The following is a 23,799-nucleotide window of genomic DNA, read 5'->3' as shown; positions in this document are numbered from 1 at the left end:
GCCTGCGGCAGCTCCTACAGGGATTTTTACCATGAGTTTTGTTGTACGCCGGGCGCGGCAGAATGATGCCGCCGCCCTCCCCGCCATCGAACGCTCGGCCGCCGAGCTGTTTCGCACAGATCCGACCCTCGCCTGGCTTGCCGACACCGACGTGGCCAGCGCCGCGCAACACCGCCAAGCCATCGACAATGCCTACGTCTGGGTCGCCGAAACCACCTCGGCGCAACTGGCAGGGTTTATCCGCGCGCTGGATGTTGGCAACCAACTGCACATTGAGGAACTGTCCGTCGGCCTGGTGTTTCAGGGTCAGAGCGTGGGCCGTCAACTGCTGCTGGCCGCGATTGAACATGCCCGCCGTGAGCAGATGCACGCCGTGACCCTGACCACGTTTCGCGACGTGCCGTGGAATGCGCCGTTTTATCAGCGGATGGGGTTTGTGGAAGTCGCACCCGGTGAGCACGAAGCGCATTTGCTCGATGCTCTGCAGAAAGAAATCGAGCATGGCTTTGCCGCCGAGCGACGCTGCGCCATGCTCCTGCCCCTCTATTGATAACACCGCCAATCCCCTCTGTGGGAGCGGGCTTGCTCGCGAAGGCGGTGTGCCCGCTGATAACGATGCTGGATGTGCCGGCCCCTTCGCGAGCAAGCCCGCTCCCACACGGATTTGCGGTGTGTCAGGTTGACCGCTGAGCGGGACCCGGTGAGGATGACAACGCCGCCCGCGCATTCTGAAATAAGGACATTGACCTCTTCGTGGCCACCTACTCCCGCCTGATCCGCCGACTGATGATCACTTCGCTGAGCATCGTCATCAGCCGTGCCCTGATCAGTCCGCTGCTGACCCTGTTCCTCAGCAACAAACTGGGCCTCAACCCGCAGGACGTCGGTCTGCTGTTGGGCATCGCCGTGTTCAGTGCCACGCTGTTGTCGCTGTACGGCGGCTACATCATCGATCGACTCGACAAGCGCCAACTATTGATCCTGACCATGCTTTCCAGCGGTGTCGGCCTGATGCTGCTGACCTTCGCGCAGAATCTGTACCTGGTCACGCTGGTGCTGATCATCAGTGAAACGGCGTCGGCGCTGTTCCTGATCTGTTCCAAAGCGATGCTCAGTGAAAACCTGCCGGTCGGCCAGCGGGTCAAGGCGTTTTCGCTGAACTACACGCTGACCAACATTGGCTACGCTGTCGGCCCGATGATCGGCGTGGTGATTGCCGGGGTTCAGCCTTCAGCGCCGTTTATCGTCGCGGGGCTGATTGCCGCTGGCAGCGTTTTTCTGCTGCTGGGCGTGTCCCGCGAGGCCAGTCCGCTGTCGCAGGCCAGCCAACCGCAGAGCTTCCTGAACACCCTGATCATCCTGAAAAACGACCGCACGATGATCCTGTTCACCTTTGGTTGCCTGCTCAGCACCCTGGTTCACGGGCGATTCACCCTGTACCTGTCGCAGTACCTGCTGGTGACCCACACGCAGGATCAGACACTCGACACCATGGCCGCCCTGCTCGCCTGCAACGCGATCACGGTGATCCTGCTGCAGTACCAGATCGGGCGCTTTCTCAAACGTGAGCATCTGCGCTACTGGATTGCCGGCGGCACCGCGTTGTTCATCGTCGGTCTGATCGGCTTCAGCCTGGCCGACAGTCTGGTCGGCTGGTGCGTGGCGATGTTCATCTTCACCCTCGGCGAGATGATCATCTATCCGGCGGATTTCCTCTTCGTCGACACCCTCGCGCCCGAAGAGCTGCGCGGCAGTTACTACGGTGCGCAGAACCTCGCGGCACTGGGCGGTGCGCTGAGTCCGGTGATGTGCGGATTCCTGCTGATGCACACGCCAGCGCCAAGCATGTTCTACGCCTTGAGCGCTCTGGCGGCGCTGGGTGGGTATTTGTGTTTCGTCAGTGGACGCCGCGTGGCGACAACTCAAAAATAATGCACTGAAGCAGCATTTATATGAATTTGTCAGCATCGACTTTGCACGGCACACTGTGCACGTTCCTCCCCCAATAGTTGGAACGCTTCGAGGACTTTCCGAAACGGACAAGTCCTTTTTTTTGCCCCGAATTTACTGCAAGGACCCGATTCACATGCTCGCTCGCTGGTTGCCCGCCGCCATCAACACCCGCCCCACCGAATGGAGCCGCGCCGCGATCGGCATGGCGCTGGGCACCTTGTTCAGCGTCTGGGCGTGCAGTCAGGTGTTCGGCATCGAGGTCGCGTACCACCTGATCGGGCCGTTGGGCGCCTCGGCCGTGTTGCTGTTTGCCGTGTCTTCCGGCGCACTCGCGCAACCCTGGTCGATCATCGGCGGCTACCTGTGCGCCAGCGTGGTCGCGCTGCTGGTGGCCCACGTCCTCGGTCGCACCTTGGGGAGCGCCTGCCTGGCGGCGGGCATGGCGCTGATCCTGATGTGCTGGCTGCGTTGCCTGCATCCGCCGGCCGGCGCACTGGCGCTGACGCTGGTACTGGCCGATCCGGCCACCATCGCCATGGACTGGAAAGCCATGGAACCGGTGATGCTCGCCGCCGCCTGCATGCTGCTCAGCGCGCTGGCCTACAACAACCTGACGTGCATCCGCTACCCGAAACGCCCGGCCGAGCCTGCGCCGCTGCTGGCTCCCGTCGATAGCCAGGCAATTACCGCTGAGGATTTGAAACTGGCCTTGGCCGACATGGAAGCGTTCATCGACGTCACCCCCGAAGACCTCGAGCAACTGATCCACGCTAGCGAGCTGCATGCCAAACGGCGCAGCATCGGCGAAGTCTTCACCCGTTAAGCACCTGAATCTCTGTGGTGAGGGAGCTTGCTCCCGCTCGGCTGCGCAGCAGTCGTAAACCCGCGGTGTCGGGCCGCTTCGCAGCCCGGCGGGAGCAAGCTCCCTCGCCACAAAGGCAATCCTCAACCTGCTGCAAAAACGCAAACTCCCCCTGCACATATCCCGGTTGTACACGGCAAATTTGCACTGTTACGATCCGTCAACGCTCGCGCGCGAGCTTCTCGAATAAAGACAATAAAAGCAGGGAGTTAGTGATGACTGCTCAGGCTTCATCCCCGCGGACGCCGTCCATGGATGCCACGCCAGACGAAGTGCTGGCCGAGGTTCGCAATCACATCGGTCACCTGACCCTCAACCGCCCCGCCGGTCTCAACGCCATCACCCTCGACATGGTTCGTCAGTTGCAGCAGCAACTCGATGCCTGGGCGACTGACGCCAGCGTGCACGCCGTGGTGCTGCGCGGTGCCGGTGAGAAGGCGTTCTGCGCCGGTGGCGATATCCGTTCGCTGTACGACAGCTTCAAAAGCGGCGACACGCTGCACGAAGATTTCTTCGTCGAGGAATACGCCCTCGACCTGACGCTACATCACTACCGCAAACCGGTGCTGGCCTTGATGGACGGTTTTGTCCTCGGCGGCGGCATGGGCCTGGTCCAAGGCGCGGATCTGCGAGTGGTCACCGAAAAGAGCCGGCTGGCGATGCCGGAAGTGGCGATCGGGTATTTCCCCGATGTCGGCGGCAGCTATTTCCTCTCACGGATTCCCGGTGAACTGGGGATCTATCTGGGCGTCAGCGGCGTGCAGATTCGCGCGGCCGATGCGTTGTACTGCGGGTTGGCGGACTGGTTTGTCGACAGCAGCAAACTGTCGAGCCTCGACGAACAACTCGATCACCTGGAATGGCGCGACACGCCGCTCAAGGATCTGCAGGGCCTGCTGGCGAAAAACGGCGTGCAAACCCTCGCCGATGCGCCGCTGGAGAAACTGCGCCCGGCCATCGACCATTTCTTCGCCCTGCCGGACGTACCGAGCATCGTCGAGCAACTGCGCGCAGTCACCGTCGCCGACAGCCATGAGTGGGCGACTACCACGGCCGATCTGCTGGAAACCCGCTCGCCACTGGCGATGGCCGTGACCCTGGAGATGCTCCGTCGCGGTCGGCACTTGAGCTTGGAACACTGTTTCGCCCTCGAACTGCATCTGGATCGCCAGTGGTTCGCACGCGGCGACCTGATCGAGGGCGTGCGCGCCCTGCTGATCGACAAAGACAAGACACCACGCTGGAACCCGCCGACCCTCGCTGCGCTGGACGCCGGGCATGTCGCGAGTTTCTTCCACGGCTTTACTGAGAGCGGGAGCTGAGCCATGCACGATCTCGAACTGACTGAAGAACAAGTGATGATCCGCGACATGGCCCGAGACTTCGCCCGTGGCGAAATCGCGCCGCATGCGCAAGCCTGGGAAAAGGCCGGCTGGATCGACGACACACTGGTGGCGAAGATGGGCGAACTCGGTTTGCTCGGCATGGTGGTGCCCGAGGAATGGGGCGGCACTTACGTCGATTACGTGGCCTATGCGCTGGCGGTGGAAGAGATTTCTGCCGGCGACGGCGCCACCGGTGCGTTCATGAGCATCCACAACTCGGTGGGCTGCGGGCCGGTATTGAATTACGGCAGCGAAGAACAGAAAAAGACCTGGCTGGCGGATCTCGCCAGTGGCCAGACGATTGGCTGCTTCTGCCTCACCGAACCGCAGGCCGGCTCCGAAGCGCACAACCTGCGCACCCGCGCCGAACTGCGCGACGGCCAGTGGGTTATCAACGGCGCCAAGCAATTCGTCAGCAATGGCAAACGGGCGAAACTGGCGATCGTGTTTGCGGTGACCGATCCGGATCTGGGCAAGAAAGGCATTTCCGCGTTCCTGGTGCCCACCGATACTGCGGGTTTCATCGTCGATCGCACCGAACACAAGATGGGCATCCGCGCCTCCGACACCTGCGCGGTGACCCTGAACAACTGCAGCATTCCCGAGGCCAATCTGCTCGGCGAGCGCGGCAAGGGTCTGGCGATTGCCTTGTCCAACCTCGAAGGCGGCCGCATCGGCATCGCCGCGCAGGCTTTGGGTATCGCCCGGGCGGCGTTTGAAGCGGCGCTGGTGTATTCCCGCGATCGCATCCAGTTCGGCAAGCCGATCAACGAACACCAGAGCATCGCCAACCTGCTGGCCGACATGCACATGCAAATCAACGCGGCACGCTTGATGATCCTGCACGCGGCGCGCCTGCGCACGGCGGGCAAACCGTGCCTGTCGGAGGCCTCACAGGCCAAACTGTTCGCCTCGGAAATGGCCGAAAAGGTCTGTTCTTCGGCTATTCAGATTCATGGCGGGTATGGGTATCTGGAGGACTATCCGGTCGAGAAGTACTACCGCGATGCGCGGATTACCCAGATCTACGAGGGGTCGAGCGAGATTCAGCGGATGGTAATTGCGCGGGAGCTGAAGAACTATCAGTTGTAACGCCAAAAGCTTCGCGAGCAAGCCCGCTCCCACATTAGATCTGCGTCGTACACAAATCCCATGTGGGAGCGGGCTTGCTCGCGAAGGCGTCAGTTAGGTCAGCGCATTACTTGCCCTGAAACTCCGGCGTCCGCTTGGCCACAAACGCCGCCATGCCTTCCTTCTGATCCTGGGTGGCAAACGCCGCATGGAACACCCGGCGTTCGAAGCGCACGCCTTCAGTCAGGTTGACCTCAAAGGCGCGGTTGACGCTTTCCTTGATCATCATCGCAATCGGCAACGACTTGCTGGCGATCACTGCGGCGACTTTCAGCGCCTCGTCGAGCAGTTCATCACTCGGCACGATCCGCGCAACGATGCCGCAGCGTTCGGCTTCCACCGCATCGATCATCCGCCCGCTGAGGCACATTTCCATGGCCTTGGCCTTACCCACCGCGCGGGTCAGGCGCTGGGTGCCGCCCATGCCCGGGAGCACGCCGAGGTTGATTTCCGGCTGACCGAATTTGGCGTTGTCACCGGCCAGGATGAAGTCGCACATCAGCGCCAGTTCGCAGCCGCCACCGAGGGCGAAACCGTTGACCGCAGCAATGATCGGCTTACGGCGGTTGGCCACACGGTCGCTGTCGCTGAACAGATCATCCATGTAGATCTGCGGATAGGTCAGTTCGGCCATTTCCTTGATGTCGGCGCCGGCGGCGAAGGCTTTCTTCGAACCGGTGATGACGATGCAACCGATGTTCGCATCCGCTTCCAGACCATCGAGGGCATGGTTCACTTCGCTGACCAGTTGCGCGTTCAGGGCGTTCAGCGCCTGTGGGCGGTTGAGGGTGATCAGGCCGACGCGGCCGTGGTTTTCCAGCAGAATCGTTTCGTAAGTCATGGGCAAGATTCCTTGTCAGAGATTGCGCGAAATAACCATGCGCTGAATGTCGCTGGTGCCTTCGTAGATCTGGCACACGCGCACGTCGCGGTAGATGCGCTCCAGCGGGAAGTCGTTGAGGTAACCGTAACCGCCCAGCGTCTGCAACGCCATCGAGCAGACCTTCTCGGCCATTTCCGAGGCGAACAGTTTGGCCATCGAAGCCTCGACCAGCGCCGGCTGACCGCTATCGCGCAGGGCCGCGGCGTAATGCACCATCTGCCGGGCGACGGCGATCTGCGTGGCCATATCGGCGAGGCGGAAGGCCACGGCCTGGTGCTCGATGATCGGCTTGCCGAAAGTATCACGCTCACGGGCGTAATCGCGGGCCGCTTCGAACGCAGCGCGGGCCATGCCCACCGCTTGCGAGGCGATGCCGACCCGCCCGCCTTCGAGGTTGGCCAGGGCGATTTTGTAGCCTTCGCCCTCCTCACCCAAGCGGTTGGCGACCGGCACCTTCACGTCTTCAAACAGAATCTGGCAGGTGTCCGACGCGTGCTGGCCGAGCTTGTCTTCGACCCGGGCGACTTTGTAGCCGGGCGAATCGGTGGGCACGATGAACGCCGTGATGCCGCGTTTGCCGGCACTCGGATCGGTCACCGCAAACACGATCACGATCCCGGCGTTCTGCCCGGAGGTGATGAACTGTTTGCAGCCGTTGAGCACGTAGTGATCGCCCTCGAGGCGCGCGCGGGTTTTCAGGCTGCTGGCGTCGGAACCTGCCTGCGGTTCGGTCAAGGCGAAGGCGCCGAGCATGGCGCCGCTGGCCAGCGGTTTGAGGAAGCGCTCGCGCTGGTCGTCGTTGCCGAACTTGAGGATCGGCACGCAGCCCACCGAGTTGTGCACGCTCATGATGGTCGAGCAGGCGCCGTCGCCGGCGGCGATTTCTTCCAGGGCCATGGCGTACGCCAGGTAGCCGGTGTCACAGCCGCCCCACTGCTCCGGCACCAGCATGCCGAAGAAGCCCAGTTCGGCCATCTCGCCGATGGCTTCCTTGGGGAAACGATGCTCGCGATCCCACTCGGCGGCGAACGGTTTCAGCCGTTCCTCGGCGAACTGCCGGGCCATGTCGCGGATCTGGGATTGGTCTTCGTTGGGAATCATGGTGAATCCTTAAATTCAAGTCGCACCGCCTATTCATTGTGGGAGGGGGCTTGCTCCCGAATTGGCCGTGTCAGTCAGACAATTTCTGAATGACACACCGCCTTCGGGAGCAAGCCCCCTCCCACAGGGAGAAAGGGCGTTGGCCTCAGTAGATGCATTCCACGGCCATTGCCGTGGCTTCGCCGCCGCCGATGCAGATCGCCGCGATCCCGCGTTTCAGGTTTTTCTGGCGCAGGGCCGAGAGCAAGGTCACCAGAATCCGCGCGCCCGAGGCACCGATCGGATGGCCCAGCGCGCAGGCGCCGCCGTGCACGTTGAGCTTGTCGTGGGGGATTTCCAGGTGGGTCATCGCCGCCATCGCCACCACGGCGAACGCTTCGTTGATTTCGAACAGATCGACCTCGTTCAACGCCCAACCGGTTTTCTTCACCAGTTTCTTGATCGCGCCAATCGGTGCCACCGGGAACAGGCCCGGCGTGTCGGCAAACGCCGCATGACCGTGAATCACCGCCAGCGGTTTCAGTCCGAGTTTCTGCGCTTGCGACTGGCGCATCAGCACCAGCGCCGCCGCGCCATCGGAGATCGAGCTGGAGTTGGCCGCGGTTACCGTGCCGCCGTCGCGGAATGCCGGTTTCAGCGAGGCAACCTTGTCCAGTTTGGCTTTCGGCGGCTGCTCGTCGTTGCTGATCAGCACCTGTTCTTTGCCGACGGTCACGGTCAGCGGCACGATCTCGGCTTTGAAGCTGCCGTCGTTGATCGCCTGTTGGGCACGGGTGGTCGAAGCGATGGCAAACGCATCCTGGGCTTCGCGGCTGAAGTCGTTGGTTTCGGCGCAGTCTTCGGCAAAGGTGCCCATCAGACGGCCCTTGTCGTAGGCGTCTTCGAGGCCGTCGAGGAACATCGAGTCGAGCACCCGGCCATGGCCCATGCGGTAACCGGCGCGAGCACGGTCGAGCAAGTATGGCGAGTTGGACATGCTTTCCATACCGCCGGCGATCACCACATCGGCGCTGCCGGCCAGCAGCATGTCGTGGGCGAGAATGGTGGTTTCCATGCCCGAGCCGCACATTTTGTTGACGGTGGTGCAGCGTGTCGATTTATCCAGCCCGGCACCCAGTGCCGCCTGCCGCGCCGGCGCCTGACCGAGGCCGGCCGGCAATACGCAACCGAACAACACTTCATCAACCGCGTCGCTGGCAACCCCGGCGCGTTCAACCGCCGCTTTGATCGCGGCGGCGCCGAGTTGCGGCGCGGTGAGGCTTTTCAGTTCGCCCTGAAAGCCGCCCATCGGGGTGCGGACGGCGCTGACGATAACAATCGGATCGTTGGCAATAGTCATGACAAATCCTCCTTACTTGGCGGCCATGCGCAAGGCGCCGTCGAGACGGATCACCTCACCATTGAGCATGCTGTTTTCGATGATATGCCGAACCAGCGCGGCGTACTCGGCAGGTTTGCCAAGACGCGGCGGGAACGGCACGCCAGCGGCCAGCGACTCGCGCACTTCCGGGGTCATACCGGCCATCATCGGGGTTTCGAAAATGCCCGGGGCGATGGTCATCACGCGGATACCGAAGCGCGCCAGTTCGCGGGCGGCCGGCAGGGTCAGGCTGGCGATCGCGCCTTTGGAGGCGGAATACGCGGCCTGACCGATCTGGCCGTCGAACGCTGCGACCGAGGCGGTGTTGATGATTACCCCACGCTCGCCATCGGCATTGGCTTCGCTCTCGGCGATGGCCGCAGCCGCCAGTCGCAACATGTTGAAGCTGCCGATCAGGTTGACGTTGATCACTTGGGCAAAACTGGCCAGAGCATGCGGGCCGTTCTTGCCGAGGATCTTCTCACCCCGCACGATGCCGGCGCAGTTGACCAGACCGTTGAGGCTGCCAAAGGCTTTGAGCGTCGCCTGCACCGCCGCTTCGGCAGCGGCTTCGTTGCTGATGTCGGCCACCACGCTGTGCGCGCCGAGGCGCTGGGCCTGGGCGGCTACCGCTTCGGCGTTCATATCCACCAGCATCACTTTGGCGCCGGCGCTGACCAGCAATTCAGCGCTGGCCGCGCCCAGGCCGGAGGCGCCGCCGGTGACGATAAAAACCTTGTTCTCGATCTGCATGACTGACTTCCTGATTCAAGCTGAAACGTTGTGCGCCGCGGCCTCTTGAGCCTTGGCGATTTCCTGGTTGCGCAAGATAAAGCGCTGCAATTTGCCGCTTGGGGTTTTCGGCAATTCGCTGACAAATTCGATTTCACGCGGGTACGAATGCGCGGCCAGACGCTTGCGCACGTGTTGCCGCAGCTCTTCGGCCAGCGCCGGTTCGGCGCGGTATTGCGGGTTGAGCACGACGAAGGCTTTGACCAACTCGGTGCGCTCCGGGTCAGGCTTGCCGACCACGGCGGCTTCGACCACCGACGGGTGTTCGATCAGCGCGCTTTCGACGTCGAACGGGCCGACGCGGTAGCCGGAAGTGGTGATCACGTCATCACTACGCCCAACGAAGCTGATGCTGCCGTCCGGGTTCCATTCCACCGTGTCGCCGCTGAGGTAGTAATCGCCGACGAAGGCTTTGGTCGGCACGCCCTCGTAGCCGCCGAACCAGCACATCGGCGACTGGGTGCGGTCGATGGCGAGAATGCCCGGCTGACCGACACCGAGCTCGTTGTAGTGCTCGTCGAGCACCACGATGCGATGGCCCGGCGAGGCGAAACCGGCGGCACCGAGGTGGATCGGGTGTTCCAGGCCGTGGTGGTTGCACAGGACCATGCCCAGTTCGGTCTGGCCGTAATGGTCGTGAATGACTACGCCGAGGTTGTCGGCGAACCAGCGGATCACTTCCGGATTGAGCGGCTCGCCGGCGCTGCTGACGATGCGCAGCTTGCCCTTGATCGACTTGGCGAACTCGTTGCCGCCGGCAATCAACAATCGGTACGCGGTCGGCGAGCCAGTGAGGTTGGTGATGGCATATTTGTTGATCACCCGGCAGGTGCTTTCGAGGGTGAACGGGCCATCGTAAAAGGTGATCGGGTGCCCCATCGACATAGGGCCGGTGACGCCGAAATAGATGCCGTAGGCCCAGCCCGGATCGGCGACGTTCCAGAACGAATCTTCGGGACGCAGATCCACCGCGTCGCGGGTGTAGCTCTGGAACGCGACGATGGCCTTGAGCGGCACCGACAGTGCTTTCGACGGGCCGGTGGTGCCCGAGGTGAACATCAGCAGGAACGGATCTTCGCCGCTCAGCAGCACCGGCTCGCAAACGCTGGAATAGTTGGCCAGCTCGGCCCAGAAGCTGAAGTCGCCACGGACGATGCCCTGGCCCTTGGCGCCGCCGACGGTGACGATGGTCGGGCAATCGCGGACTTCAGCGAGCTTCGGCCGGTTGACCGCGTCGGTGACTACCACTTTGGCGCCGGAACTGTTCAGGCGATGTTCGATGGCCTTGGGGCCGAATGCGGTGAACAACGGCTGATACACCGCGCCGATGCGCCAGGTGGCGAACACGGTGATGAGCAACTCGATGTTGCGTGGCAGCAGACCGGCGACCTTGTCGCCCTTTTGCACGCCTTGTTCGCGAAGGAAATTGGCGAAACGCGCGGCTTGGTCTTGCAGCTCGCTGAAGGTGTACGTGGCACTCGCGCCGTCGCGGCCCTCCCAGAACAACGCAATGCGCCCCGGCAAGGCGTGGCGGTCGCAACATTCGACGCAGGCGTTGAGCGCCTCCAGCGTGCCGCTGAGCGCAGCGTCCACGGTGTGCTGATAGTTGAACTGTTCGGTGGCAGACAAGTAATCGCGCATTGCCAGAATCCCTCGGTGTTTTTATTAGGCTGGGAACCGTAAACAACACAGGGATAGTCGCGCTGCGGCGCGGAGGCGGCAATGGTCAAAGCTGTCAATCTGGCTGATTGGTTTGGCCAAGATTCCAGAGATGTGCCGCCTGGACTGGCGCCTTCGGGAGCAAGCCCCCTCCCACAAGGGAATTGCATTGCAAAGGGGGGATCACTGTGAAAGCTGCAATCACAGAAGATTGCATTTCAAAGAATGCTCCACCTGTGAAAACCAGGAAGGCTGCAATCACAGAAAGAATGCATTTCAAATGTGGGAGGGGGCTTGCTCCCGAAGAGGCCCGATCAGGCGACTGACAATCCGGATCAGACGGCTTCGTTGAGGATCAGCGTGCGGTAATGCCCCGGATTCGACCCGGACCACTTGCGAAAAGCCTTGTAGAACGAACTCGCATCGGCAAACCCCAGCCGCGTCGCGATTTCGACGAAGCTGATCGACGGTTCGGCCAGCCAGGTAATTGCCAGTTCCTTGCGCACGCTGTCCTTGAGCCCCTGATAGGTCTGCCCCTCCTCGGACAGTCGCCGGCGCAGGGTCGAGGCGGACATGCACAGTTGTTGCGCCAGCGCCTCAGTCTCCGGCCACTGTTCGGCGCGGGTAGCTGCCGCAGATCCTGCTTGATTCGGCTGGCGAGGCTTTCGGGGTCGCGGTATTTCACCAGAATGTTCGCCGGCGCATGGGCCAGAAAGCGTTTCAGTTCTTCGGCCGTACGCTTGATCGGCAGGTCGAGACAGTCGGCAGAAAATATCATCCGTGTGCGCGGACGGTCGAAGCGCAGGTTTTCCGAGAACATTACCCGGTAGTCGTCGCAGAAATCCGGCTCGGCGCAGCGCAGTTCGATCGCCAGAATCGGAATCCGCCGCCCCGCCAGCCAACAGGCCACGCCGTGGACGATCATCCAGTAGGTGAAATAGGTAAACGCCCGGCGCGGCTCGGGATCGTCTTCGAGCAGGACGATTTCCGCCAGGCTCTGCTGATGCGCCAATTGCGCGGGCATTTTTTCCAGCATCAAGGAGAGGAAATTCAGGCCCATGCTCAGGCCGACGGCCAGGGTCGGTTGCGCCATGGCGCTTCGACAAAGGAACTCAAGGCTGCCGGACTTGAGCTTGCGTGGATCCATGCCGAAGAACTCGTCATCGCCACGCCGGGCCAGCAAGCGCCAGAGTTTCGCGTATTGCGAGGCCGGCACCCGGCCTTGCTCGCTGTGCAGCAGCGCCGGAGCAATCCCGACCTTGTTCAAGACTTCATCCGTGGCCGCGCCCGGGGCACAACTTTGCAGCAGCGCTTCACGCACCAGTTGAACGGCAATGGTGTCTTTTTCCGACATGGAGCGAGGCAGACCTTGTTGTTTTCGAGTGACCGGCATCTTAACGCAGGATGCGAATTCAGCACGAATCCCCTGTGGGAGCGGGCTTGCTCGCGAAGGCGATGTGTCAGCAACATCCTTATCGACTGACGCGCCGCCTTCGCGAGCAAGCCCGCTCCCACAATTGGATCTGAGCAAGGCCAAGATAGGTGCCGTTCAGCGAATGTTCAGGTAAATGTCAACCATCCCCATTTGGGAATGAGTGTCATTATGTTACAACTTAGCCACCTATCTAAATCACTCGTGGTTGCCGCAATGCTCGTTCCCTTTCTGATCATGCTGCGCGAAGGCATTGAAGCCGCGCTGATCGTTGGCATCATCGCCAGCTACCTGCAACAGACCGGTCGTGGCCAGTGGATGCCGGCAGTGTGGATCGGCGTGTTTCTCGCTGCGGCCCTGGCGTTGCTGGTCGGTGGTGGCCTGGAACTGGTCAGCGCCGAATTCCCGCAGAAACAGCAGGAGTTGTTCGAAGGCATTGTCGGACTGGTCGCGGTGGGCATTCTCAGTTCGATGGTGTTCTGGATGCGCAAGGTTGCGCGCTCGATCAAGCATTCGCTGCAAGCCTCGCTCGATCACGCCCTGACCTCGTCAAAGCATCAGGTGATCGCGCTGATCGCCATGGTGTTCTTCGCCGTGGCTCGCGAAGGGCTGGAAACCGTGTTCTTCCTGCTCGCCGTATTTCAGCAGAGCGAAGGCCCGGGCGCGCCGATCGGTGCCCTGCTCGGCCTGGTGCTGGCGATTGTCGTCGGTTTCCTGATCTACAGCGGCAGCATGCGCCTGAACCTCTCGGCGTTCTTCAAGTGGACCGGGTTGTTCATTCTGGTGGTCGCCGCCGGGATCCTCGCCAACTCGGTGCAAGCCCTGCATGAAGCGGGCGTGTGGAATCACCTGCAAACCGTGCTGTTCGACTTCAGCGCGACGCTGCCGATGGACGGCCCGCTGGGTTCGGTGCTGGCCGGCATGTTCGGGTATCAGGATGCGCCGACCGTCAGCACTCTCGGTGCGTACCTGATCTATCTGGTGCTGGCGCTGGTGATGTTTTTCTACCCCGCCGCGCCGGCCTCCAGCGCTGACACCGCCGGCAAATCGTCTTCCGTTTCCAGCCAATAAGGGCCTCCATGTCAAAGCCTAATACTCCTCAGGCCTCGCCTCCCCGCGCCTTGCGCTGGGCGGTGGCCGGTTCGGTGGTCGTGATGATCGCCGCCGGTGGCCTGTTCTACTACGCCTCGAAAATGGCCGCGGCCAAGCGTCAGCACAACCATGACGAAGTGGTGGTCAACATCAACGCCCACAGCTGTGATCCGAACGAGTTGACGGTTCCCGCTGGCCGCGCCAGTTTCCGCATCGTCAACCGCTCCGACCGCGCAGTGGAGTGGGAAATCCTCGACGGCGTGCTGGTGATCGAAGAGCGCGAAAACATCGCGCCGGGCCTGAGCCAGGTGATCAACGCCAATCTGCAGCCCGGCGACTATGCGATCACTTGCGGTCTGCTGAGCAATCCACGTGGCGTACTGCACGTAACGCCGACTGCGGCTTCCGATGCTGCCGCCAAGGCCAAGCCATCGATGGTCGCCTTCGTTGGGCCACTGTCGGAATTCCGCGTGTATCTGGCGAGCCAGAGCAGCGCGCTGATCAAAGCCGTGACCGCCCTGAATCAGGCGATCAGCAGCGGCGACCTGAGTCAGGCGCAGGCGCTGTACCTGCCGGCGCGTGCCGCTTACCAGCGCCTGGCCCCAGCCGCGCAACGCCTGGCGGAACTGGACAACAGCATCAATGCCCGCGCCGATTACTTCGAAAAACGCGAACAGGATCCAGCGTTCGTCGGTTTCCACCGGATCGAATACGCGCTGTTTCAGCAACGCAACCTCGACGGCTTGAACCCGGTGGCCGAGCGTCTGCTGGCCGACGTCACCACCCTCAAACAGCAACTGCTGGCGCAATCGCTGCCACCGGAGCAACTGGTGAGCATCGTGGTGCGCAACCTCAACACCCTGGCCGACGTGCGCGCCGCCAGCGGCGAAGAGGAACGCTACAGCCACGCCGACCTCAATGGCTTCGCCAGCAACCTGGAAACCGCGCACAAAGTGGTCGAGCTGCTGCGGCCGATGCTGACCAAGTCAGCGCCGGATCTGCTGCCGAAAATCGACGCGGCGCTGAGCGATTTCGACAGCGTACTGAATAGCTTCAAGGTCAAGGACGGCTACGCCACTTACGACATGGTCAGTGGCGAACAACGCAAACAGATCGCCGACAAGGCTCAGGCCCTGGCTGACGCTCTGGATGGCATCGATCCCGCCCTCGGCCTTTCCGGCCTGTAAGCAGAAGACGAATACCGATGAAAGAATTGCAAAACCTCGATCTGCAACGTCGCCGCCTGCTGATGGGCATGGGTGTCGCCGGCGTCGCCCTGGCCGGTTCGGCCCTGAGCTGCCCGGCCATGGCTGCAGCGCCGGCGCAAGTCACCGAAGCGCCGAGCAGCGACAAGACCGAAGACCGCCACGATTTCCATGGGGTGCAACAGACCGGGATAGTCACCCCGCGTCCGGCGGCCGGCATGTTCGTGTCGTTCGACGTACTGGCCAGTGATCGCGCAGACCTGGAGCGGCTGTTCCGTACCCTCAACGAACGCATCGCGTTCCTGATGAAGGGCGGCCCGGTGGCACAGATCGACCCGAAACTGCCGCCGCCGGATTCCGGCATTCTCGGCCCGGTGGTGACCCCGGACAACCTGACCATCACCGTCTCGGTAGGCGAATCGCTGTTCGACGAGCGCTTCGGTCTGGCCGCCGCCAAACCGAAGCGCCTGCAACGCATGGTCGGCTTCCCCAACGATGCGCTGGAGGCCGATTGCTGCCACGGCGACTTGAGCCTGCAGTTCTGCTCGAACACTGCCGACACCAACATTCACGCCTTGCGCGACATCGTCAAGAACCTGCCGGACCTGCTGCTGGTGCGCTGGAAGCAGGAAGGCAGCGTGCCGCCGCAAGCTCCGGCCAAACCGGGTGTGCCGGCGCAATCGGCGCGTAACTTTCTCGGTTTCCGCGACGGCTCGGCCAACCCCGATTCCAACGACACCAGAGCGATGGACAAGATTGTGTGGGTGCAACCGGGCAGCGATGAGCCGGCGTGGGCGGCCCACGGCAGCTATCAAGCTGTACGGATCATCCGCAACTTCGTCGAGCGTTGGGACCGTACACCGTTGCAGGAACAGGAAAGCATCATCGGCCGGGTCAAGACCACGGGCGCACCGATGGGCGCGAATCACGAAACCGAAATCCCGGATTACAGCAAAGACCCGGAAGGCAAACTGACCAAGCTCGACGCGCACATTCGCCTGGCCAACCCGCGCACCGCCGCGAGCCAGGCCAACCTGATCCTGCGCCGGCCGTTCAACTACTCCAACGGCGTGAACAAGAACGGCCAGCTCGACATGGGCTTGCTGTTCATCTGCTACCAGGCCGATCTGGAAAAAGGCTTCATCACCGTGCAGACCCGGCTCAACGGCGAGCCGCTTGAGGAATACCTCAAACCGGTCGGCGGCGGTTATTTCTTCACCCTTCCGGGTGTCACCGGCGACAAGGATTTCATCGGTCGTTCGCTGCTCAATGCCACCCAACCCAAAACAGCTGCCTAACCATAAAAAACCTCGGAGCCGCTCCATGAAAAAGTCGCCACTCGCGTTACTGCTGACCCTCGGTTTGCTCAACACCCCGCTGTCGGCGTTCGCCGCGACGGCGCCACTGGATCTGGTCGGCCCGGTGTCGGACTACAAGATCTACGTCACCGTGCAACTGGATGAACTGGGCAGCCACACTAAACAATTCACCGATGCGGTGAAGAAAGGTGATCTGGCCACCGCGCAAAAGCTCTACGCGCCGACCCGCGTCTACTACGAGTCGATCGAGCCGATTGCCGAGCTGTTCAGTGACCTTGATGCGTCCATCGACTCGCGCGTCGACGACCACGAAAAAGGCGTGAAGGCTGAAGACTTCACCGGTTTTCACCGTATCGAATACTCGCTGTTCTCGGAGAAAACCACTGAAGGCCTGACCGCTCTGACTGACAAGCTCGATAGCGACGTGAAAGACCTGCAGACCCGCGTCGCCGGCCTGACCTTCCCGCCGGAGAAAGTCGTCGGTGGTGCGGCCGCGCTGCTGGAAGAAGTCGCCGCGACCAAGATCTCCGGTGAAGAAGACCGTTATAGTCACACCGACCTGTATGACTTCCAGGGCAACATCGACGGCGCGAAGAAAATCGTCGACCTGTTCCGTCCGCAGATCGAAAAACAGGACAAGGCGTTTGTTGCCAAAGTCGACAAGAACTTCGCCACCGTGGACAAGATCCTTGCCAAGTACAAGACCAAGGACGGTGGTTTCGAGACTTATGACAAAGTGAAGGATAACGACCGCAAAGCACTGGTCGGGCCGGTCAATACCTTGGCGGAAGACCTGTCCACATTGCGTGGCAAGCTCGGTCTGAACTGATTGATGTAGAGGCCTTAAGTGCCCCATCGCGAGCAGGCTCACTCCTACAGTTGGAATGCATTCCCCTGTAGGAGTGAGCCTGCTCGCGATAGCGGTTTAACCGCACCGAATAATCTGAAGGGTTACAAAATCCGGTAGAGCAACCGCTCGATCCGAACCCGACTCACCCGCTTGAGAAACTTCGCCACCCCCGCCGGGTACTCCGGCAAGGTCTCCAGGTTCTGGAAACTGGCAATCCGCGTGGTGTTGCGGAAGATCTCTTGCTGTTCCTTCGCCCGTGGCTCAAGCCACTCGCCCTGCGGATCATCGATCAACAGCGCGTTTTCCAGGTCGAGACGGAACGCCCGTGGATTGAGGTTGTTGCCGGTCAGCAGCGTATAGCGCTGGTCGACCCACATGCCCTTGAGGTGATAGCTGTTGTCGCCGTCACGCCACAGATGCAAGTTCAACTGGCCGCTGTCGATGTTGCGCTGATGCCGCTTGGCAAAACGCCGCAGGCTGATTTCGTACAGATACGGCAGCGCCGCAATCACCTTGAACGGCTCGCTCGGCGGAATGTAGAAATCGTTGGCCGTCTTGTCGCCGACCACGATGTCGATCTTCACCCCACGGGCCAGCGCACGGTTGACCTCGCGGATGATCGGCAGCGGCAGGTTGAAGTACGGCGTGCAGATGGTCAGCTGCTGTTGCGCACTGGCGATCAGCTCGACAATCACCCGGTTCAACGGGTTGTTCTTGCCCACGCCCAGCAACGGACTTACCGACAGGCCAGTGTGCGCCGTGCTGCCGGCGCTGGTGTCGTACGCCGCATATTTGAGACGGCTGCGCAGGTCGCCGATGTCGTTGCGCAAGCTGCGGGTAGTCGGCAGGTTCGGCAGGTCGAGGCGATGCACAGCCTTGGATTCGATCAGGCCGTGCTTGACCAGGTGATGCATTGAATCCGCCAGTTCGCGGCTGTGCAGCACGTGGTAGCGGTCGAAACGATACTTGTCGAACTTGTGCAGATAGACGTTATTCAGGCTTGCACCGCTGTAAACCACGCAATCGTCGATCACGAAGCCTTTCAGATGCAGGACGCCGAACAGTTCGCGGGTCTGCACCGGCACGCCGTAGACCGGCACTTCGCTCTGATGGGTGCGGGTCATTTCCTGGTACCACGCCGAGTTGCCCGGCTGTTTGCCGGCACCGATCAACCCGCGCTGGGCGCGCAGCCAGTCAACCACCACGACGATCTCCAGCTCCGGGCGCTTGAGCTTGGCGGCGTGCAAGGCATCGAGGATTTCCTGACCGGCCTCGTCGTGCTGCAGATACAGCGCAACGATGTAGATGCGCCGGGTCGCCTCGGCGATTTTCTCCAGCAGGCAACGACGGAACTCGGCGGCGCCGGACAGAATGGTCACGGCCTCGGCAGTCAGCGGAAAGCTGCGCAGTTTGGGCAGCAAAGAGCGTTTGAAAAGCAACGGCATAGGGCTCGCAATGGGTCGAATCCGAAGAACCCGAGAGCTTACACCATCAACCGGTTCGGGTCTTGTTACTGTCTGTAATGACCCCTTCGCGAGCAAGCTCGCTCCCACAGTGGATCGCATTTCAAATGTGGGAGCGGGCTTGCTCGCGAAAGCGGTATCGCAGACACAAAAATAACTGCTTGACCAAGGAGAACGATCGTTCTACTGTTCGCCACATGAACGAAATCAATGACACCTCGACCCGCGACATCATTCTGGATGTCACCGAAAAGTTGATCTACAAAAGTGGCATCGCGGCCACCGGCATGGATCTTCTGGTGAAAACCGCCGGCGTCTCCAGAAAAAGCATCTACCGCTACTTCGCCAACAAGGAGGAGCTGACCGTCGCTGCCTTGCAACGCCGCGATGTGCGCTGGATGCACTGGTACCGCAGCGCCGTCGATCAGGCCGAAACCCCGGCCGACCGCCTGCTCAACCTGTTTACCGTACTCAAAAGCTGGTTCGCCTCGGAAGGCTTCCGTGGCTGTGCCTTCATCAATACCAGTGGCGAGACCGGCGATCCTGAAGACCCGGTGCGCCAGGTCGCCAAAGACCATAAACAGAAGCTGCTCGACTACCTGTGCGAGCTGTGTACCGAACATGGCACCGAGGACCCGCAACGTCTGGCCAGACAGCTGCTGATCCTGATTGACGGCGCCATTACCGTAGCGCTTGTGATGGGTGATCACAGTGCCGCTGATAATGCGCAATGCATGGCGCGTAAGTTATTGGACCTGTAACGCCTTAAATAAGCCTCAACCGTTGTTTAATCGTTAATTAGATCGGGAGACTGAAAATGTCGACTGCTGCCCAAGTGCGTCCGCCTTTACCGCCGTTCAACCGTGAATCGGCTATCGAAAAAGTACGTCTGGCCGAAGATGGCTGGAACTCCCGCGATCCCGAGAAGGTGTCGCTGGCCTACACCCTGGATACCAAATGGCGCAACCGCGCCGAGTTCGCCAACAACCGCGAAGAAGCCAAGGCCTTCCTGACCCGTAAATGGGCCAAGGAACTCGACTACCGCCTGATCAAGGAACTCTGGGCCTACTCTGACACGCGGATTGCCGTGCGTTACGCCTATGAATGGCGCGACGATTCGGGCAACTGGTTTCGTTCCTACGGCAATGAAAACTGGGAGTTCGATGAGCACGGGCTGATGTTCCAGCGCTATGCCTGCATCAACGACATGCCGATCAAGGAAAGCGAGCGCAAGTTCCATTGGCCGCTGGGTCGGCGTCCGGATGATCATCCGGGGCTCTCCGATCTAGGCCTCTAAGTCCACATAGTTCCAATTGTAGGAGTGAGCCTGCTCGCGATAGCGGTGTGTCAGTCAGCCTGAATATTGACTGTTCATACGCAATCGCGAGCAGGCTCACTCCTACAGGTTTTTGTGGTGTTCAGGCTACTGCGGCAGTCCTTTCAGCCTCCAGCTCTCGCACCAACGGCAACACCCGCTTGCCGAAATACTCCACCTCCTCCTGAAAGTGCAGAAACCCCGCCAACACCAGATCCACCCCCACCGCTTTCAGCGCCACAATCCGCTCGGCAATCTGCTGTGGCGTGCCGATCAGGTTGGTCTTGAAGCCATCGTTGTATTGCACCAGATCCTCGAACGTCGATTTCGCCCAGTTACCCTCACCCTCCGGCGACGCCCTGCCCGCCTGCTTCGCGGCGTCACCGAAAGCGTTGACCGCGTCCGGGTCAGCCTGGTCGATGATCTGCGCCAGTACCGCACGCGCTTCTTCTTCAGTGTCGCGAGCAATCACGAAGGCGTTGACGCCGATCTTCACCGAGTGATTGTTGGCTGCCGCTTTGGCCCGGATGTCATCGACCTGCGCCTTGATCCCTTCGACGCTGTTGCCGTTGGTGAAATACCAGTCCGAGACCCGCGCCGCCATGTCTCGTGCCGCACGGGAACTACCGCCCTGAAAGATTTCCGGACGCCCGAGCGGTTTCGGTTTGAGGGTGTAATGGTCGAAGCGGTAGAAGTCGCCGCGAAAGCTGAAGTTATCCTGGCTCCAGATCCCGCGCAGCGAGCGGATGAATTCCTCGGAACGCCGGTAGCGCTCGTCGTGTTCCAGCCAATGTTCGCCGATGGCCTGGAATTCGCCCTTGAACCAACCGCTGACGATATTGACCGCAATCCGGCCGTTGGTGAGTTGATCGATGGTCGCCAACTGCTTGGCTGCCAGCGCCGGTTGCCAAGGCCCCGGCAGAATCGCCGCGATCACCTTCAGCTTGGTGGTAGCCGCCAGTAGCGCATGACTGAACGCCACCGACTCATGCTGGAACTCGGCACCGTAACCGGCGGTAAAGCGGATCTGCGTCAGGGCGTACTCGAACCCCGCCGCTTCGGCGAGTTGCGCGAGTTTGCGGTTGTAGTCGATGCCCCAGTCGGTGCGCTGCTCGATCTTGCTGACCACCAGGCCGCCACTGACGTTCGGCACCCAGTAGGCGAATTTCACGGCTTGCTTGCTCATTGGCGTGTCCTCGGGACATTGGGAAGGTCAATGGGACAGAGCAGCAAGCGTGCCAGCGTCCAGAGGGCCGGTTTTATTGGGCTTGAGGCTGATGGAGTTGCATTGTTGGAGGGTGATTTGTTGTCGAGGTGTTGGGTGGGCAACAGTTGAATAGGCGGTGCCTGAGCCGACCTCTTCGCGAGCAAGCCCGCTCCCACAGGTTGAATGCATTCCAGAATGTGGGAGCGGGCTTGCTCGCGAAGGCGTCAGACGGGTCGCCGCAACAGTTGGATACAGGTAACATGACCGCCTTCCCCGCAGCCCTTCTGCGCCCTGCCGAATAAGCCGATTCCATGCCTTTCGAACTCAGCGTTGACCTCACTACCCTGGCCGTTCTGGCCCTCGTCGCTTTCATTGCCGGTTTCATCGACGCCATCGCTGGCGGCGGCGGTCTGTTGACCACCCCGGCGCTGCTCACTGCCGGCCTGCCACCGCATCTGGTGTTGGGCACCAACAAACTGAGTTCGACGTTCGGCTCGGCCACCGCCAGTTTTACTTTCTACCGACGCAAACTGTTCCACCCTCGACAGTGGATGCACGCGATCGTCGGCACCCTGGTCGGCGCGCTCACCGGTGCCATCGTCGCGCACTACCTGCCGGCGGAATGGCTGAACAAGATGCTGCCGGTGATCGTCTTCGCCTGTGGCCTGTATCTGTTGTTCGGCGGCACGCCCAAAGCGCCGCTCGACAGCGACGCGCCGATCAAGAAGAAATGGCAATCGACCCAAGGCTTCAGCCTCGGTTTCTACGACGGCGTGGCCGGCCCTGGCACGGGTGCGTTCTGGACCGTCAGCAGCCTGCTGCTCTACCCGATCGACCTGGTCAAGGCCAGCGGTGTGGCGCGCAGCATGAACTTCGTCAGCAACATCGCGGCGCTGTCGGTGTTCGTGTTTTCCGGGCAAGTGGACTGGATCATCGGCCTGAGCATGGGCCTGTCGGTGATGGTCGGCGCGTTCTTCGGGGCGCGCACCGCGATCAGCGGCGGCGCCAAGTTCATTCGTCCGGTGTTCATCACCGTGGTATTGGGTTTGACCGTGCGCCTAGCCTGGCAACACTGGTTCAGCGTGGCCTAAGCGGCGCGCCACGTAGACGTCGATCAGGTACCGGGCAATCGATTTTGACGCCGGCAACGGCGGCAGGTCGTGCACGTTGAACCATTGGGCGTCTTCAATCTCGTCTTCCTGGCAGATGATCTCGCCCCCGGCATATTCGGCATGGAAACCGAGCATCATCGAATGCGGGAACGGCCAGCACTGGCTGCCCATGTACTGGATGTTCTTCACTTCGATGCTGACTTCCTCGCGTACTTCGCGAATCAGGCAATCCTCCGCCGACTCGCCCGGCTCGGCGAACCCGGCCAGCGTGCTGTAGACCCCGCTGACGAAACGCGGTGAGCGCGCCAGCAGGATCTCGTCGCCACGGGTCACCAGCACGATCATGCTCGGCGAAATCCGCGGGTAACTGCGCAGGTCGCACGGCTGGCAATACATCGCTCGCTCGCCTGGCACCTGCGTCATCGCCTGCCCACAGTTGCCGCAGAAGCGATGTTCACGCGCCCAGGTGCCGATCTGCGCGGCATAACCCAGCACTTTGTAAACGGTGTGATCGCCATCGAGCATGAACGCCCGCAGACCTTTCCAGTTGCAGCCCGGCACCTCGCTGGAACGGTGCAATTCCAGCAGATACACCGGCTCCCCATCGAGATGGCCGATGCCGTGTTCGGCGAGGATCGACAAGTCCTGGCGCTTGAGCCATTCCCGCGGGAACAGCGCGCCGTTGTCATCGAACAGAAAGCCTTCGGGGCTGCGCGCCACGGCCCAGCCGCCGGGTTGATCGGTGTCCAGTACTGCAGTGGTCCAGCGAGCTGTCATGGTTTCTCAATCCAGAAATTCGGGTTTCTGTTTACTCATATGGGCGGCCATGGCCACGCGCAAGTCGGTGGATTGCAACATGGCGGCGTTCCAGGTGGCAACGTATTCGAGGCCGTCGTCGATGCGATGGTCGCGCATGTAGCTGATCATTTCCTTGGTGCCGGTGACCGCGATTGGCGATTTGCTGGCGATCTCGCGAGCAATGTCCATCACGCCTTCGAGCAGCAGCTCCTTGTCAGCGTAAACACGATTGACCAGACCGATGCTGCGCGCTTCATCTGCGCCGAAAGTGCGCCCGGTGTAAGCCAGTTCACGCAGCATGCCGTCCCCGATGATCCGTGGCAACCGTTGCAAAGTGCCAACATCGGCAGCCATACCGATATCGATTTCCTTGATCGAGAACTGCGCGTCTTCGGCGGCGTAGCGCATATCGCACGCAGCAATCAGGTCAATCGCACCGCCGAGGCAGTAGCCCTGAATCGCCGCCAGTACCGGTTTGCGGCAGTTGTCGACGGCGTTGAACGAGGCTTGCAGGGTGAGAATCTTGCGCCGCAGCAGGCGCGCGTTACGGCCGACGTCCTTGCCCAGTTCGTTGGCGACGCCGGCGAGCATCATCAGGTCGATACCCGAGGAAAAGTGTTTGCCGTTGCCGCTCAGCACCACCACCCGCACTTCATCGGTGTCATCGATCCACTGGAAAATCTCGACGATCTCGCTCCAGAACGCGGCGTTCATCGAGTTGATCTTTTCCGGGCGATTGATCTGCACATGCGCGATGTTGTCGGCCAGTTCGACGCTGAAGGCGGTGTATTGAGTCATGGCAGTGATCCTTTACCGGGCTGAAAATGAGGCCCGAACTATAACAAGGCATCACGATGGCGGTTCGGCCAAATGCGGGACT

Annotated in this window: 21 protein-coding genes and 1 pseudogene; 12 read left to right on the top strand and 10 right to left on the bottom strand. The window is 61.3% G+C overall.

Translation table 11 applies throughout. From position 1 onward, the window contains the following. Positions 1–31 precede the first annotated feature (31 nt). The 5 genes from E3Z29_RS16615 to E3Z29_RS16595 all read left to right on the top strand — a co-directional run bounded on the left by E3Z29_RS16615 (position 32) and on the right by E3Z29_RS16595 (position 5,292). The gene (locus tag E3Z29_RS16615) at positions 32–550 is read left to right on the top strand and encodes a GNAT family N-acetyltransferase (protein WP_134786346.1); all 519 of its coding nucleotides are present in this window, start codon (positions 32–34) and stop codon (positions 548–550) included. A 203-nt stretch (positions 551–753) separates the two neighbouring features. Next, positions 754–1,932: an MFS transporter gene (locus tag E3Z29_RS16610; RefSeq protein WP_134786345.1), complete on the top strand. Its 1,179-nt coding sequence runs from the start codon at positions 754–756 to the stop codon at positions 1,930–1,932. Between the two features lie 154 nt (positions 1,933–2,086). Continuing rightward, positions 2,087–2,776: an HPP family protein gene (locus tag E3Z29_RS16605; protein ID WP_134786344.1), complete on the top strand. Its 690-nt coding sequence runs from the start codon at positions 2,087–2,089 to the stop codon at positions 2,774–2,776. Between the two features lie 254 nt (positions 2,777–3,030). Further along, positions 3,031–4,137 (top strand): enoyl-CoA hydratase/isomerase family protein, encoded by a 1,107-nt coding sequence (locus E3Z29_RS16600; RefSeq protein WP_134786343.1) that lies wholly within the window; start codon positions 3,031–3,033, stop codon positions 4,135–4,137. A gap of 3 nt (positions 4,138–4,140) precedes the next feature. Beyond that, positions 4,141–5,292, top strand: a complete 1,152-nt coding sequence (locus tag E3Z29_RS16595) for an acyl-CoA dehydrogenase family protein (protein WP_134786342.1) — start codon at positions 4,141–4,143, stop codon at positions 5,290–5,292. A gap of 106 nt (positions 5,293–5,398) precedes the next feature. Here E3Z29_RS16595 and E3Z29_RS16590 read toward each other — a convergent pair whose 3' ends face one another. The 6 genes and pseudogenes from E3Z29_RS16590 to E3Z29_RS16565 all read right to left on the bottom strand — a co-directional run bounded on the left by E3Z29_RS16590 (position 5,399) and on the right by E3Z29_RS16565 (position 12,480). Then, positions 5,399–6,172: an enoyl-CoA hydratase gene (locus E3Z29_RS16590; RefSeq protein WP_098963986.1), complete on the bottom strand. Its 774-nt coding sequence runs from the start codon at positions 6,170–6,172 to the stop codon at positions 5,399–5,401. A gap of 15 nt (positions 6,173–6,187) precedes the next feature. Beyond that, positions 6,188–7,315 carry an acyl-CoA dehydrogenase gene (locus E3Z29_RS16585; protein WP_134786341.1) on the bottom strand — a complete coding sequence of 376 codons (1,128 nt, stop codon included), beginning with the start codon at positions 7,313–7,315 and terminating at the stop codon, positions 6,188–6,190. A 145-nt stretch (positions 7,316–7,460) separates the two neighbouring features. Then, on the bottom strand, positions 7,461–8,654 hold the full coding sequence (locus tag E3Z29_RS16580; protein ID WP_134786340.1) for an acetyl-CoA C-acyltransferase: 1,194 nt from the start codon (positions 8,652–8,654) through the stop codon (positions 7,461–7,463). Positions 8,655–8,666: 12 nt separating this feature from the next. Continuing rightward, positions 8,667–9,428, bottom strand: coding sequence for an SDR family NAD(P)-dependent oxidoreductase (locus E3Z29_RS16575; protein WP_134786339.1), 762 nt, complete (start codon positions 9,426–9,428; stop codon positions 8,667–8,669). 15 nt (positions 9,429–9,443) lie between these two features. Then, a complete protein-coding gene (locus E3Z29_RS16570) occupies positions 9,444–11,108 on the bottom strand; it encodes an AMP-binding protein (RefSeq protein ID WP_134786338.1) in 1,665 nt (554 codons plus the stop codon). Positions 11,109–11,461: 353 nt separating this feature from the next. Beyond that, a pseudogene (locus E3Z29_RS16565) lies at positions 11,462–12,480 on the bottom strand (AraC family transcriptional regulator). Positions 12,481–12,774: 294 nt separating this feature from the next. Here E3Z29_RS16565 and efeU point away from each other — a divergent pair. Genes efeU through efeO (E3Z29_RS16545) form a run of 4 tightly spaced genes read left to right on the top strand, consistent with a single transcriptional unit; the run spans position 12,775 to position 17,003 of the window. After that, positions 12,775–13,629 carry an iron uptake transporter permease EfeU gene (gene efeU / locus E3Z29_RS16560; RefSeq protein ID WP_095669210.1) on the top strand — a complete coding sequence of 285 codons (855 nt, stop codon included), beginning with the start codon at positions 12,775–12,777 and terminating at the stop codon, positions 13,627–13,629. 8 nt (positions 13,630–13,637) lie between these two features. Continuing rightward, a complete protein-coding gene (gene efeO, locus E3Z29_RS16555) occupies positions 13,638–14,837 on the top strand; it encodes an iron uptake system protein EfeO (RefSeq protein WP_134786337.1) in 1,200 nt (399 codons plus the stop codon). A 17-nt stretch (positions 14,838–14,854) separates the two neighbouring features. Then, positions 14,855–16,153: an iron uptake transporter deferrochelatase/peroxidase subunit gene (gene efeB / locus E3Z29_RS16550; RefSeq protein ID WP_134786336.1), complete on the top strand. Its 1,299-nt coding sequence runs from the start codon at positions 14,855–14,857 to the stop codon at positions 16,151–16,153. A 25-nt stretch (positions 16,154–16,178) separates the two neighbouring features. Then, a complete protein-coding gene (efeO, locus tag E3Z29_RS16545; protein ID WP_134786335.1) occupies positions 16,179–17,003 on the top strand; it encodes an iron uptake system protein EfeO in 825 nt (274 codons plus the stop codon). Between the two features lie 122 nt (positions 17,004–17,125). Here the strand turns inward: efeO (E3Z29_RS16545) and pssA are convergent, their stop codons facing one another. Then, positions 17,126–18,469, bottom strand: coding sequence for a CDP-diacylglycerol--serine O-phosphatidyltransferase (gene pssA, locus E3Z29_RS16540; protein WP_115989828.1), 1,344 nt, complete (start codon positions 18,467–18,469; stop codon positions 17,126–17,128). A gap of 215 nt (positions 18,470–18,684) precedes the next feature. Between pssA and E3Z29_RS16535 the strand changes: the two genes are divergently transcribed. Together E3Z29_RS16535 and E3Z29_RS16530 are read left to right on the top strand one after the other, a co-directional pair. Beyond that, on the top strand, positions 18,685–19,248 hold the full coding sequence (locus E3Z29_RS16535; RefSeq protein WP_134786334.1) for a TetR/AcrR family transcriptional regulator: 564 nt from the start codon (positions 18,685–18,687) through the stop codon (positions 19,246–19,248). A gap of 56 nt (positions 19,249–19,304) precedes the next feature. After that, positions 19,305–19,784 carry a nuclear transport factor 2 family protein gene (locus E3Z29_RS16530; RefSeq protein ID WP_007963424.1) on the top strand — a complete coding sequence of 160 codons (480 nt, stop codon included), beginning with the start codon at positions 19,305–19,307 and terminating at the stop codon, positions 19,782–19,784. A 121-nt stretch (positions 19,785–19,905) separates the two neighbouring features. Here the strand turns inward: E3Z29_RS16530 and sfnG are convergent, their stop codons facing one another. Further along, positions 19,906–20,988 (bottom strand): dimethylsulfone monooxygenase SfnG, encoded by a 1,083-nt coding sequence (gene sfnG, locus E3Z29_RS16525; protein WP_134786333.1) that lies wholly within the window; start codon positions 20,986–20,988, stop codon positions 19,906–19,908. Between the two features lie 332 nt (positions 20,989–21,320). On the opposite strand from sfnG, the gene E3Z29_RS16520 reads away from it, so the two are divergent. Beyond that, complete coding sequence (locus E3Z29_RS16520) at positions 21,321–22,100, top strand: TSUP family transporter (RefSeq protein WP_027611974.1); 780 nt, start codon at positions 21,321–21,323, stop codon at positions 22,098–22,100. Here the strand turns inward: E3Z29_RS16520 and nudC are convergent. Beyond that, positions 22,068–22,898, bottom strand: a complete 831-nt coding sequence (nudC, locus tag E3Z29_RS16515) for an NAD(+) diphosphatase (protein ID WP_134786332.1) — start codon at positions 22,896–22,898, stop codon at positions 22,068–22,070. The genes E3Z29_RS16520 and nudC overlap by 33 nt on opposite strands. 6 nt (positions 22,899–22,904) lie before the next feature. Further along, a complete protein-coding gene (locus E3Z29_RS16510; protein ID WP_027611976.1) occupies positions 22,905–23,717 on the bottom strand; it encodes a crotonase/enoyl-CoA hydratase family protein in 813 nt (270 codons plus the stop codon). Positions 23,718–23,799 lie beyond the last annotated feature (82 nt).

The organism is Pseudomonas sp. S150 (genome assembly GCF_004526365.1).
In the GTDB taxonomy this organism is placed as follows: Bacteria; Pseudomonadota; Gammaproteobacteria; order Pseudomonadales; family Pseudomonadaceae; genus Aquipseudomonas; species Aquipseudomonas putida_A.
The sequence above is the reverse complement of the archived record's forward strand: the minus strand, read 5'-3'. Positions and strand labels throughout refer to the sequence as shown.